This is a genomic window from Hydrogenophaga sp., from assembly GCF_051007235.1.
GTDB lineage: Bacteria > Pseudomonadota > Gammaproteobacteria > Burkholderiales > Burkholderiaceae_C > Hydrogenophaga.
On the sequence record NZ_JBPCSJ010000084.1, the window covers coordinates 1 to 10054 of the forward strand.

General features: G+C 65.6%; 10 protein-coding genes. 9 read left to right on the top strand and 1 reads right to left on the bottom strand.

The features are described from left to right. From infB to ACR2JA_RS02875, 9 genes are all read left to right on the top strand, one after another. Positions 1-2560, top strand: a 2560-nt coding sequence (gene infB, locus ACR2JA_RS02835) for a translation initiation factor IF-2 (protein ID WP_434007608.1), incomplete at its 5' end; no start/stop codon positions are given. 14 nt (positions 2561-2574) lie between these two features. Then, positions 2575-2949, top strand: coding sequence for a 30S ribosome-binding factor RbfA (gene rbfA / locus ACR2JA_RS02840; RefSeq protein WP_434007609.1), 375 nt, complete (start codon positions 2575-2577; stop codon positions 2947-2949). A gap of 2 nt (positions 2950-2951) precedes the next feature. After that, complete coding sequence (gene truB / locus ACR2JA_RS02845; RefSeq protein ID WP_434007610.1) at positions 2952-3926, top strand: tRNA pseudouridine(55) synthase TruB; 975 nt, start codon at positions 2952-2954, stop codon at positions 3924-3926. Continuing rightward, positions 3923-5749 carry a translational GTPase TypA gene (gene typA, locus ACR2JA_RS02850; RefSeq protein WP_434007611.1) on the top strand — a complete coding sequence of 609 codons (1827 nt, stop codon included), beginning with the start codon at positions 3923-3925 and terminating at the stop codon, positions 5747-5749. Before truB ends, typA begins: the two co-directional genes overlap by 4 nt. 30 nt (positions 5750-5779) lie before the next feature. Continuing rightward, positions 5780-6148, top strand: a complete 369-nt coding sequence (locus ACR2JA_RS02855) for a hypothetical protein (protein WP_434007612.1) — start codon at positions 5780-5782, stop codon at positions 6146-6148. Beyond that, positions 6148-7281 carry a glutathionylspermidine synthase family protein gene (locus tag ACR2JA_RS02860; protein WP_434007613.1) on the top strand — a complete coding sequence of 378 codons (1134 nt, stop codon included), beginning with the start codon at positions 6148-6150 and terminating at the stop codon, positions 7279-7281. The genes ACR2JA_RS02855 and ACR2JA_RS02860 overlap by 1 nt, the downstream gene beginning before the upstream one ends. Before the next feature lie 23 nt (positions 7282-7304). Then, positions 7305-7685, top strand: coding sequence for a DUF350 domain-containing protein (locus tag ACR2JA_RS02865; protein WP_434007614.1), 381 nt, complete (start codon positions 7305-7307; stop codon positions 7683-7685). A gap of 40 nt (positions 7686-7725) precedes the next feature. Then, positions 7726-8694 carry a DMT family transporter gene (locus tag ACR2JA_RS02870; protein WP_434007615.1) on the top strand — a complete coding sequence of 323 codons (969 nt, stop codon included), beginning with the start codon at positions 7726-7728 and terminating at the stop codon, positions 8692-8694. 22 nt (positions 8695-8716) lie between these two features. Next, entirely contained in the window at positions 8717-9817 is a 1101-nt protein-coding gene (locus ACR2JA_RS02875) for an enoyl-CoA hydratase/isomerase family protein (RefSeq protein WP_434007616.1), read from the top strand. Between the two features lie 37 nt (positions 9818-9854). Here the strand turns inward: ACR2JA_RS02875 and ACR2JA_RS02880 are convergent. Beyond that, the coding region (locus tag ACR2JA_RS02880) for an anti-sigma factor family protein (protein ID WP_434007617.1) at positions 9855-10054 on the bottom strand (200 nt) is incomplete at its 5' end.

Genomic DNA, 10054 nt, shown 5'->3' on the forward strand with positions numbered 1-10054 from the left:
GGCCGTGCCTGAGCCGCAAGCCGTGTCAGCCGAACCGGCCGCGCCCGTGATCGATGAGGCCGAACTGGCCCGCCGCGAGGAAGAAGCACGCCGCCAGGCGGAGCTGCTGCGCCGTCAGGAAGAAGAACTGGCCCGCAAGCGCGAAGAGCGTGAAGCCGAAGAAGCCCGTCAGGCGCAGGCCGAACAGGCACGCGCCGCCAGTGAAGCCGCCGCTGCGGCCGCTGCGGCCAAGGCCCAGCAGGAAGCCGCTGCTGCCCCCAGCGCACCCGCCGCCCCAGCCGCTGCCGCGGTGGCCGCACAGGACGCCGCGGCCGAACAGGCCCGCGCCGCTGCGCAGGAGCGCGATGCCGCCGCCCGCGCACTGGCCGAGAAGAACGCCGAAGCCCGCAAGCTGGAAGAGGCGCGCGCGCAAGATCTGCTGGAACGCCGTCGCAAGGCCGAGGCCGAAGCGGCCAACATCCGCGCCATGATGGCCGCTCCGGCCAGGACCATGGTGGCCAAGAAGCCCGAGCCGACGCCCGACCCCAAAGCCATCAAGGGCACCTTGCACAAGCCGGCTGGCACGCCGGGTGCCAAGACGGCACCGGCCGCTGGCGCCGTTGCCGGTGCGGGCAAGAAGGAAGTCAAGTCCGAAGCCCTGTCGTCGACCTGGAAGGACGACGCGGCCAAAAAGAAGGAAATCAAGACCCGTGGCGACACGAGTGCCGGCCGCTCCAACTGGCGCAGCGGGCCCAAGGGCCGCCGCGGCGACCGCGACAGCCGCGATTCGGGTCCGTCCAGCTTCGTGGCACCGACCGAAGCCAAGGTCATCGAAGTGCACGTGCCGGAAACCATCACCGTGGCCGAACTGGCGCACAAGATGAGCCTGAAGTCGTCCGAGGTCATCAAGCAGCTGATGAAGCTGGGCCAGATGGTCACCATCAACCAGCCGCTGGACCAGGACACCGCCATGATCGTGGTGGAAGAACTGGGCCACACGGCGGTGATCGCCGCGCTGGACGACCCGGAAGCCTTCACCGACGAGGAAGCCGGCCAACACCAGGCCGAACTGCTGCCTCGCGCGCCGGTGGTCACCGTCATGGGCCACGTGGACCACGGCAAGACCTCGCTGCTGGATTACATCCGCCGCGCCAAGGTGGCCGCGGGCGAAGCCGGCGGCATCACGCAGCACATTGGCGCCTACCACGTGGAAACCCCGCGCGGCATGGTGTCCTTCCTCGACACCCCGGGTCACGAGGCCTTCACGGCCATGCGTGCCCGCGGTGCGCAGGCGACCGATATCGTCATCCTGGTGTGCGCGGCCGACGACGGCGTCATGCCGCAGACCAAGGAAGCCATCAAGCACGCGAAGGCGGCGGGTGTGCCCATGGTCGTGGCCCTGACCAAGATCGACAAGCCGGGCATCAACCTGGAGCGCGTGCGCTCCGAGCTGGTGGCCGAAGAAGTCGTGCCGGAAGAATTCGGTGGCGACGTGCCCTTCGTGGGTGTGTCGGCCAAAACCGGCGAGGGCGTCGACGCTTTGCTGGAACAGGTCCTGCTGCAGGCCGAAGTGCTGGAACTCAAGGCCCCGGTCGACGCCATGGCCAAGGGTCTGGTGATCGAAGCCCGTCTGGACAAGGGCCGTGGTTCCGTGGCCACCGTGCTGGTGCAGAGCGGTACGCTCAAGACCGGCGACGTGGTGCTGGTGGGGCAGACCTCTGGTCGCGTGCGCGCCATGCTGGACGAAAACGGCAAGCCCATCAAGGAAGCCGGCCCGTCGATCCCGGTGGAAATCCAGGGTCTGGCCGAAGTGCCGCAAGCCGGTGACGACTTCATGGTGATGACCGACGAACGCCGTGCGCGCGAAATCGCCACCTACCGTGCGGGCAAGTTCCGCAACACCAAGCTGGCCAAGCAACAGGCCGCCAAGCTGGAAAACATGTTCACCGACATGTCGGCCGGCGAAGTCAAGGTGCTGCCGATCATCGTCAAGGCCGACGTACAGTGTTCGCAGGAAGCCCTGGGCGCTTCGCTGCTCAAGCTCTCGACCGACGAGGTCAAGGTGCAGCTGGTGTTCTCCGGCGTGGGCGGCATCAGCGAGTCCGACGTCAACCTGGCGATCGCCTCCAAGGCCATCATCATCGGCTTCAACGTGCGGGCCGACGTCGGCGCGCGCAAGCTGGCCGAAGGCAACGATGTCGACCTGCGCTACTACAACATCATCTACGACGCCGTGGACGAGTTGAAGGCTGCCATGTCGGGCATGCTGGCACCGGAAAAGCGCGAAGAGGTCATCGGCTCGGCCGAGATCCGCACCGTGTTCGTGGCCTCCAAGATCGGCACCGTGGCCGGCTGTATGGTCACGTCCGGCACGGTCACGCGCAGCGCCCACTTCCGCCTGCTGCGCGAGAACGTGGTGGTCTACACCGGCGAACTCGAATCGCTCAAGCGCCTCAAGGACGACGTGCGCGAGGTCAAGGAGGGCTTCGAGTGCGGTATCAAGCTCAAGAACTACAACGACATCCACGAGGGTGATCAGCTGGAGTTCTTCGAGGTCAAGGAAGTGGCGCGTACGCTGTAAGGCTCAGGTTCACCATGCCACGCAAGGCTTCCTCCGTCCCCAACCGCGGTTTCCGCGTCGCCGACCAGATCCAGCGCGATCTGGCGGAGCTGATCGCGCGCGAGCTCAAGGACCCGCGGGTGGGCATGGTCACGATCAACGCGGTCGAGGTCACCCCCGACTACGCGCACGCCAAGGTGTTTTTCAGCCTGCTGACCGGCAGCCCGGAAGAAACCCAGCAGGGGCTGAACGCCGCGGCGGGTTTTCTGCGCACCGGTCTGTTCAAGCGGCTGCACATCCACTCCGTGCCGACGCTGCACTTCGTGTTCGACCGCACCACCGAGCGCGCGGCCGACATGAACGCGCTCATCTCCAAGGCCGTGGCCTCTCGCTCCAAAGACGGGGAATGACGATGAGCGCGCCACGCACCAGGGTGCAACGGCGCCCTGTGCATGGGGTGTTGTTGCTCGACAAACCGCTGGGGTTCTCCAGCAACCAGGCTTTGCAAAAGGCCAAGTGGTTGCTGCGCGCCGAAAAAGCGGGCCACACCGGCACGCTGGACCCGCTGGCCAGCGGCGTGTTGCCCCTGTGCTTCGGCGCGGCCACCAAGTTCAGCCAGCTGCACCTGGACGCCGACAAGACCTACGACACCATGGTGCGCCTGGGCGTGAAGACGACCACCGGTGATGCCGAGGGCGACGTGATCGACACACGACCGGTGCAGTGCACGGTGGGCGAGGTGGTCGAGGTGCTCGACCGCTTCATGGGCGACATCACCCAGGTGCCGCCCATGCACAGCGCGCTCAAAAAAGACGGCAAGCCGCTCTACGAATACGCCCGCGAGGGCGAAACGGTGGAGCGCGAGCCCCGACACGTCACCATCCACGACCTGGAGCTGCTGCACCTGCAGCTGCAGGGCGACGAGCCCCACCTGCGCCTGCGCGTGACCTGCAGCAAAGGCACTTACATCCGTACCCTGGGCGAAGACATTGCCGAGGCGCTGGGCTGCGGTGGTCACCTGAGCATGCTGCGGCGCGTGCAGACCGGCCCGTTCGACGCCAGCCAGTGCATCAGCGTCGAGGCGCTGGAAGCCCTGGACGAGGCGGCCCGGCTGGAACGGCTGCTGCCGATCGAAGCCCTGCTGCCGGGCCACGCCCGTGTCACGCTGGGCCATGAAGATGCAGGGCGGTTCCTCAGCGGCGTGCGCCGCCGGGGCGACTGGCCCGACCAACCGCAGGTGGCCGTGTTCGGCCCGGCACACGACGGGCAAGCGCCCGTGTTGCTGGGCAGCGGACACACCTGCGCTGGCGAACTGATCCCGGGGCGGCTGCTGAGCCCCATCGAAATACAGCACATCCTGGAAAACTCACCGGAACTCACATCATGAGCAAACAGATCCGCAACATCGCCATCATCGCCCACGTCGACCATGGCAAAACCACCATGGTGGACCAGCTGCTGCGCCAGTCGGGCACCTTCGCCGAACACGAAAAAGTGGTGGACACGGTGATGGACAACAACGCCATCGAACGCGAGCGCGGCATCACCATCCTGGCCAAGAACTGCGCCGTGAGCTGGGAAGGCACGCACATCAACATCGTCGACACCCCCGGCCACGCGGACTTCGGCGGTGAAGTCGAGCGCGCCCTGTCCATGGTTGACGGCGTGGTGCTGCTGATCGATGCCCAGGAAGGCCCGATGCCCCAGACCCGCTTCGTGACCAAGAAGGCCCTGGCCCTGGGCCTCAAGCCCATCGTTGTGGTCAACAAGGTGGACAAGCCCGGCGCCAACCCCACCAAGGTGATCAACGAAGCCTTCGACCTGTTCGCCAACCTGGGCGCGACCGACGAGCAGCTGGAGTTCCCGGTGGTCTACGCCTCGGGCATCAACGGCTGGACCTCGCTGGAAGAGGGCGCCCCCGGTGAGCAGTGGGGCCCGAACATGTCGGCCCTGTTCGACACCGTGCTCAAGCACGTGCCCGCGCAGACCGGCGACCCGGCCGCGCCGCTGCAGTTGCAGATTTCCGCGCTGGACTTCTCCACCTTCGTGGGCCGCATCGGCGTGGGCCGCATCAGCCAGGGCACCATCAAGCCGTCGATGGACGTGCTGGTGATGGAAGGTCCGGATGGCAAGACCATCAAGGGCCGGATCAACCAGGTGCTGACCTTCCAGGGCCTGGACCGCGTGCAGGCCACCGAAGCCGGCCCGGGCGACATCGTGCTGATCAACGGCATCGCCGACATCGGTATCGGCGTGACGGTGACCGATCCGCTGAACCCGGCCCCGCTGCCCATGCTCAAGGTGGACGAACCCACCCTGACCATGAACTTCTGCGTCAACACCAGCCCGCTGGCCGGCCGCGAAGGCAAGTACGTCACCAGACGCCAGATCTGGGACCGCCTGCAGAAAGAACTGCAGTCCAACGTGGCGCTGCGCGTGCGCGAGACCGACGAAGACGGCATTTTCGAAGTCATGGGCCGTGGCGAACTGCACCTGACCATCCTGCTGGAAAACATGCGCCGCGAAGGTTACGAGCTGGCCGTGTCCAAGCCGCGCGTGGTGTTCCGCGAGATCAATGGCGAGAAGTGCGAGCCGATCGAGCTGGTGACCGCCGACATCGAAGAGCAGCACCAGGGCGGCGTGATGCAGGCTCTGGGCGAGCGCAAGGGTGAGCTGGCCAACATGATTCCGGATGGCAAGGGCCGTGTGCGCCTGGAGTACCGCATTCCGGCGCGTGGCCTGATCGGCTTCACCAACGAATTCCTGAACCTGACCCGCGGTTCGGGCCTGATCGCCAACATCTTTGACGGCTACGAGCCGCACAAGGGCGAGATCGCCAGCCGCAAGAACGGTGTGCTGATCTCCATGGACGACGGTGAAATCTTCACCTACGCCCTGGGCAAGCTCGACGATCGCGGCCGCATGTTCGTCAAGCCCAACGACCCTGTGTACGAAGGCATGATCGTTGGCATCCACAGCCGCGACAACGACCTGATCGTCAACGCCACCCGCACCAAGCAGCTGACCAACTTCCGCGTCAGCGGCAAGGAAGACGCGATCAAGATCACGCCCCCGATCGACCTGACGCTGGAATACGGCGTCGAGTTCATCGAGGACGACGAGCTGGTTGAAATCACGCCCAAGAGCGTGCGCCTGCGCAAGCGCTACCTCAAGGAACACGACCGCAAGCGCGCTTCGCGCGACGCCTGAAACCCTGGTTGGTGAAGGCCGGTCGCCGAGATGAGCGAATCGTGGATCAACGACAAGTGGCAGTGGCTGCTGGTGGGCTCGACCGCGGTGGTCGTTTACGCCAGTATCGACCGAAGCGTTGACACTCGGCGGCCACGCTACGAGACCCAGGCTGACTGTCTGCGCGACTGGAACGATCCCCGCGACTGCGAGTCCGGAAGCGATGGCACCTCGTCAGCAGGTGGCAGCGGTGGTGGACGCGCCTGGTATGGCCCTGACATGGACAGCGATGGCAAGGCCTACCACGCCGATGGACGCGTCACAACTGGCCACAACGCCAGGCCTCTGAGCGCCACCAGTTTCCGCGGTTCCAGCGTCACGCGCGGTGGGTTTGGCGGTGGTTTCAGCCGGGGTGGCTGATGCAGCGGCTGCCCCAGATCGAGCGAACGGACTGGCGTCAGAAGATGGCGTCGCTGGGCTTCGGCTTCCACAGCATCGACGGTGTGTACTGGAAGGAACATGTGGCGTACCGGTTCAGCGCGTCGCAGATCGACACCTTTGACGACGCGGTGACAGAGTTGCACGCCATGTGTCTGGACTTTGTTGACGACTTCATCAAGGCCGGTGACTGGAGCCACCTTCCGCTCCCGGACACCGCCATCACCACGATTGAGCGCTCATGGCGGCGGCGCGAGCCGGGACTGCTGGGACGCTTTGACTTCTCCTGGGATGGCGTGAGCCCTCCCAAGATGCTCGAGTACAACGCTGACACGCCCACATCGTTGATGGAAAGCAGCTTGGCGCAGTGGACCTGGAAGGTGGATGTGCAACCCCAGGCAGACCAGTTCAACAGCCTGCACGAAAAGCTGGTGGCGCGTTGGCGAACCCTGCGGGCGCAAGGGCACAGCGATGTCCTTCACTTTGCTGGCCAATACGAGCAGGAAGAGGACGCGGTGCACTTGGACTACCTGCTGGACACCGCCCTGCAGGCAGGCTGGAGAACCCAGTGGCTGGCCATGAAAGATGTGGGCTGGGACGGCGCGTACTTCGTCGATCACGAGGGTGCTCCGATCCGACAGCTGTTCAAACTCTACCCATGGGAATGGATCTGGCGCGACAGCTTTGCCGAGCATGCGGCCACCGACGCGGTGCGCTGGATTGAGCCACCCTGGAAGCTGCTGCTTTCCAGCAAGTCATTGGCAGTTCACCTCTGGCAACGTCACCCAGGACACCCGCTGTTGCTGCCTGCCGCTTTTGCGAGAGGTTCACTGCCTACAAATCGAGCGTACGCCCGCAAACCGATGTTCTCGCGCGAGGGAGGGGGGTGCAGCCTGCATCAGCCCGATGGCACGCTCATCGACGTCGAGCGCGTGTTCGAGGAAACCGGAGACTGGGTGTATCAAGTGCTGGCCCCTTTGCCTCGGTATGACGACTACTGGAGCGTGGTGGGCGGCTGGGTTGTGGGTGACGATGCCGCCGGCCTGTGCATCCGGGAAGACGCCTCGGCCATCACCAAGAACAGCAGCCACTTCGTCCCGCATTACTTCGACTGACCTCTAGATCTCAGGACTGATCTGTGCCCGCATTTGCCCTGTATTTTCTCTGTGGACTGGCCTTGATTGCTGTCGCCAGCGCGGTCTTCGTGAAGCTCACCCCTTTCCCTGAGATGCAGCTCATCGCGCAAGGCAACCAGGCCGCTGCATGGGTCTTCGTGGGCACCGTGCTCGGGTTCGCATTGCCCGTGACCAGCGCCATTGCCCACAGCGTCTCGCTCGCCGACATGCTGTCCTGGACCACGGCCAGCTTGCTCTGTCAGTACCTGGCCCATCTGGCCATCCGGGCCCTGCTGCCCGGCTTTGTGCGAGGGATTCAAGACGGCGTGACGGCATTGGGCATTGTTAGCGCCGGCCTGTCGGTGGCGGTCGGCATGGTCAACGCAGCCAGCCTGGTGTTCTGAAATGGATGGTCGCCTGACCCACAGCCGAGCGGTTCTGCTCATGGTCATCGTGACCCTGATGTGGTCCATCGCGGGTGTAGTTTCTCGTCAGCTGGAGTCGGCGGCCCGGTTTGAGGTGACTTTCTGGCGCAGCGCGTTCACGGCCTTGTCGCTGCTGGTGATCCTGCCCATGTGGCGTTCTGCTGATCGCGCTTCGGGCGCGACCCTGCCGGTGGTGGCAGTGCAGAGCATACTGTTGCGTCACTGGGGCATTTTGGCGAACTCACGCACTTTCTGGGTGTCGGGCGTGTGCTGGGCCACCATGTTCACCGCGTTCATGCTGGCGCTGACCTTCACCAGCGTGGCCAACGTGCTGGTCATCATGGCCGCCGGGCCACTGTTCACCGCCCTGGTGGCTCGTGTGTTCATTGGCCAGCGCCTGCCGTGGCGCACCTGGGTCGCCATCGTCGCGGCCGGCCTGGGCATCGTCTACATGTACGGCAGCCAGATGTGGGCCGCCTTCACCGACCCCGATGCCAATGCTTCGGGTCTGGTGCTGGGTTCGCTGGCATCTTTGTGTGTGCCGATCGCAGGTGCCATCAACTGGACGGTGGTGCAGCGCAGCCAGCAGCAGGGCCAGTCCATCGACCTTGTGCCGTCGGTGCTGGTCGGTGCGCTGCTGTCGGCCGCGGCCACGCTGCCACTGGCGTTGCCGTTTGCGGCCACCGCCGCCGATATCGCCTGGCTGGCCCTTCTGGGTCTGTTCCAGCTCGCCATCCCGTGTGCGCTCGCGGTCGTCTGCGCGCGCGCGCTCAAGGCGCCCGAGGTCTCGTTGCTGGCCTTGCTGGAGGTGATCTTCGGTATCGTCTGGGCGTGGCTGTGGGCCAACGAGACGCCGGGTCGCGAAGTCTTGCTGGGCGGCAGCGTGGTCATTGGCGCGCTGCTCATCAACGAGGTGCTGGCCTGGCGCGCGCGCTCAACGCCGTCGCCCACCGTTCAGCCCGATGCCAGCGGCGCCACGCCGCACTGACCTTTTTCGAGGAAGTATTCCCATGAGCCACGCCCCCGAGACCCACGTCATCACCGAAGTCCGCGGCCGGGTGGGCTGCATCACGCTGAACCGGCCCAAGGCGCTGAACGCCTTGTCTCTGGGCATGATCCGGGACATCACCGCTGCGCTGTTGAGTTGGCGCGACGACGCCCATGTGTTGGCGGTGGCCATTCGTGGCACCGGCAAAGAGGGGCCGTTCGGCGCCTTTTGTGCCGGCGGCGACATCCGCTTCTTCCACCAGGCGGCGCTCTCGGGCAACCCCGAGCTGGAGGACTTCTTCACCGAAGAGTACGCGCTCAACCACCTCATCCACACCTATCCCAAGCCCTACATCGCTCTTATGGATGGGATCTGCATGGGCGGCGGCATGGGCATCAGCCAGGGCGCCAGCCTGCGCATCGTCACCGAGCGCAGCAAGATCGCCATGCCCGAAACCGGCATCGGCCTGTTTCCCGACGTGGGCGGCGGTTATTTCCTCAGCCGTTGCACCGGGCGCACCGGCGAGTACCTGGCGCTCACGGGCCTGGTGCTGGGCGGAACCGAAGCGCTGACCGTGGGCCTGGCCGACGCCTTGATGGACAGCGGGCGGCTGACAGGGCTGTGGGACAGCCTGGGCCAGACACCCTATGAAAGCAGCGAAGCGGTGGAGCGCTGGTGCCGCAACCATGTGCAGAAAGCGCCGGCGCGGGCGGCATGGCCGCTGGCCGATATCGACCGTGTGTTCGGGTTGGACAGCGTTGGCGCCATGGTGAAGGCGCTGGAAGGCGGGCAGGGCGACTGGGCCCGGGACACCGCTGCCCTGCTGCGCAAGCGCTCGCCCCTGATGCTCAACGTGGTGCTGGAACAGGTGCGCCGCGCGCGGGGTATGGGTCTGGCCGATGAACTGCGCATGGAACGTGACCTGGTGCGCCGCTGTTTCCACCTGCGGCCTGGGGCCGCCAGCGAAACGGTGGAAGGCATCCGTGCGCTGGCCGTGGACAAGGACCACCAGCCGCGCTGGAATCCGGAACGCATTGAGGACGTCGGGCCCGATCTGGTCGAGCCGTTTTTTGTGAGCCCCTGGCCCGTGAGTGCCCATCCCTTGCGGGCTCTCGGGCACTGAGCCGCCGCGCCCGTTCCGTGCCTTGCACGTCAGCTGTTCACAGTTGCCGGTACACCGCTGTGGCCAGCGCGGCGAGCGCGTCCCGCGGCAAGGCGCCTGACAGGGCGTAGCCGAATCCCTGATCCACCCAGTAGAAGGCCGGGACTGGACCTTCATCGGTGAAACGGAAGGCCGTTTCGCCCGAGTTCTTCCCGGTGTCGAGGGCGCCCACATACAGGGTCAGCCGGTGGCCATCGG

Excerpts from the sequence above, each read along its gene's own strand:
- rbfA (WP_434007609.1), top strand. The coding sequence starts at position 2,575 with ATGCCACGCAAGGCTTCCTCCGTCCCCAACCGCGGTTTCCGCGTCGCC.
- truB (WP_434007610.1), top strand. The coding sequence starts at position 2,952 with ATGAGCGCGCCACGCACCAGGGTGCAACGGCGCCCTGTGCATGGGGTG.
- typA (WP_434007611.1), top strand. The coding sequence starts at position 3,923 with ATGAGCAAACAGATCCGCAACATCGCCATCATCGCCCACGTCGACCAT.
- ACR2JA_RS02855 (WP_434007612.1), top strand. The coding sequence starts at position 5,780 with ATGAGCGAATCGTGGATCAACGACAAGTGGCAGTGGCTGCTGGTGGGC.
- ACR2JA_RS02860 (WP_434007613.1), top strand. The coding sequence starts at position 6,148 with ATGCAGCGGCTGCCCCAGATCGAGCGAACGGACTGGCGTCAGAAGATG.
- ACR2JA_RS02870 (WP_434007615.1), top strand. The coding sequence starts at position 7,726 with ATGGTCATCGTGACCCTGATGTGGTCCATCGCGGGTGTAGTTTCTCGT.
- ACR2JA_RS02875 (WP_434007616.1), top strand. The coding sequence starts at position 8,717 with ATGAGCCACGCCCCCGAGACCCACGTCATCACCGAAGTCCGCGGCCGG.